Annotated in this window: 1 protein-coding gene and 2 pseudogenes; 1 reads left to right on the plus strand and 2 read right to left on the minus strand. The window is 73.6% G+C overall.

Annotated elements, in window-relative coordinates:
* Positions 1-315: pseudogene (locus ABZV94_RS41285) on the minus strand (hypothetical protein); the annotation flags it as partial.
* Between the two features lie 136 nt (positions 316-451).
* Complete coding sequence (locus tag ABZV94_RS41290) at positions 452-1,777, minus strand: SGNH/GDSL hydrolase family protein (RefSeq protein WP_356350208.1); 1,326 nt, start codon at positions 1,775-1,777, stop codon at positions 452-454.
* Between the two features lie 455 nt (positions 1,778-2,232).
* Here ABZV94_RS41290 and ABZV94_RS41295 point away from each other — a divergent pair.
* Positions 2,233-2,325 (plus strand): annotated as a pseudogene (locus ABZV94_RS41295) (pectate lyase); the annotation flags it as partial.
* Positions 2,326-2,413 lie beyond the last annotated feature (88 nt).

Here is a 2,413-nt window from a genome sequence, read left to right on the forward strand (position 1 = left end):
GGCGCCCAGGTCGTGCGCGGGTTCGGGGGGTGCGGCCGTCTCCCCCGCGTCCGCCGGCTGTGCGGGCCGGGGCTGGGTGAGCCAGGCCACCGCCGCGCCGGTGAGGGCGACGGGCCACTCCACCACTCCGGCGGCACCGAGCAGCCCGGCCCCCGCGTAGACCGCCATGCGCCGCCCGCGGGGCGAGACCGCGCCGACCTTGTCCAGTGTTCCTTCGGCGGCCCTGGTCACCGTTCCGGCGCCGGGCACCCTGCGCAGTACCGAGGTCGCGCCGCGCAGGGGCGCCGTGAGGGCCGACGACTTCTGCTCAGCCATGACTCTCCTCGGGTGAGATCGTCTTGCGTGCCCCACCGAGTGCCCGCGACCGTGCTGGTCATCCCCTCTTCCCGCAGGGAAACCACCCACTCCAAGGGAACGCCACGGATGCCGTCGGCGCCACCCGCCCCGCCCCTCAGGAGGTGTGCCGGAACAGCCCCGCCGGGACGGCCGCGGCGAGGACGCCGTACCCGGCGGGGTTGAGGTGCAGCCAGTCCCCGGCGTGCAGTGCGGGCTGGAGCCGCTCCGGGGCCGCGGGGTCCCGTACCGCCCGGTCGAAGTCGATCACCGCGTCGAAGTGGCCGGGGGTGCGGATCCAGGCGTTGACGCGCTGCCGGGCCGCCTCCCGCTCGCCCGCCGGATCGTCGTACAGCGTGCTGCCGCCGAACGGGGTGAGGGTCGCGCCGTAGACCCGGATGCCCTGGGCATGGGCGCGGACGACGATCTGCCGGTAGCCGGCGATCAGGTCGTCGGTGACCGCGCGCTGCGCCTCGGGGGTGGCGTCGGCGGTGCCGATGTCGTTGACGCCCTCGAAGAGGATCAGCCAGGCCACGCCGCTGCGGGACAGGACGTCGCGGTCCAGGCGGGCGAGCACGTTGGGGCCGAGCCCGTCGTTGAGGACGCGGTTGCCGCCGGCGGCCTGGTTGAGGACGGCGAGGTCCGAGGTGGCGGGATTGCCGTGCAGGCGGTCGTAGAACTGGTCGGGCCAGCGGTCGTTGCCGTTGGTGGTGGAGCCGCGCCCGTCGGTGAGGGAGTCGCCGACGAGGGCGACCGCCTCGGTACGGCTGGAGGCCAGCACCTCGACGTCGCTCAGCAGGTACCAGTGGTCGACGGCGGTCGCGCCGGGCAGGTCGGGGTCGCGTGTGTGGTCGCCGTGCGCGAGGTACGACGTGGTGCGCGAGCCGGGATGCGAGGTGAGCGCGAGCGACGCCTGGCCGCGCGCGGTGTACGCCGTCACCGTCAGCTCGGACCCGGCACGCAGGGGGAAGTCGAGGGGGTCGGAGACCATCTGGGCGCCGACCGGGACGGTCGTGGAGTCCCGGCCCGCGAAGGTGACCCGGCGCAGGGTTCCGGGTTCCACCGCGCTGACCCCGGCCTTGCCGTCGCGGGGCCGGGCCACGGTGACGGCGGTCAGCGGCAGCGGGGTGTCGCCGTAGGCGTTGGAGAACCGCAGCCGGAGGCGGGAGCCGCCGGCGGTGACCCGTACCGTCTGCCGCAGGGTGGTGTCGACGAGCACCGACCTCTCACCCGTGTACGGCGCGGGCGGCAGGTTGGCGGGCTCGGTCAGCTGGGGCATGCCGGTCCAGGTGTTCACCCAGTGCCGGCCGGGTCCGGCCGCGGCGGTGGCCGGGGTCGGCCTCGTGACCAGCGCCGTGAGGGCCGAGGCCGTCACGGCGAGGGCGAGGACGAGGACGCAGGTGCCGAGGACCGTGGCGAGCGGTGTTCTGCGGGGCGGCTTCACGGAAGACCTTTCCAGGGGTAGGGGGCAGGTCGTCTGTCGGGGGCACGTGGCGTGCCTGCTCACCCGAATCGTGACATGGACACGCTAGGCATGGAAGCGCTCCCACATCACTTGCCCGACTGACGGGACGACCCTGCGCGACCTGTTGGTCAGAAAGTGCTTTCGCTCTACGGTCCCGTTCATCAGCGTGACCGGCTGACCCTCGAAGCGAGCCTGTTGGCCACGCGAGCCCCACGTGCGTTCCGAATGGCGTACGTCATTCACGTACATAACCCCTCCCCCCCCAGAGAAGGGACGCACCCCCATGTACTTCAGAGGAGTTTCCGGCACGGCCGGAGCGGCAGTCGCCCTGGCGGCGACGGCCGTCCTGGCCGGTCGGTTTCGGCGCCGGGACGACCGGCGGTGGCAGCGCCCCCGCGGTGACGGTCTCCACCCTGGACGCCTTCAAGGCGGACTTCGGCACGTTCGCCCGCTCCTGCGGCAACTGCAGGACGCAGTACAAGCGGACGATCAACCTCAGCGGCATCGAGGCGACCTACAAGGGCAACGGCGACAGCGCGACCCCACCTACCAGTGATCGCCGACCGCGCGCCCGGGGTGCCACCGCGGCCCCCGCGCGCGCGGGCCCGGCACCCC

It is taken from the genome of Streptomyces sp. NPDC004658 (genome assembly GCF_040609555.1).
Lineage (GTDB): Bacteria > Actinomycetota > Actinomycetes > Streptomycetales > Streptomycetaceae > Streptomyces.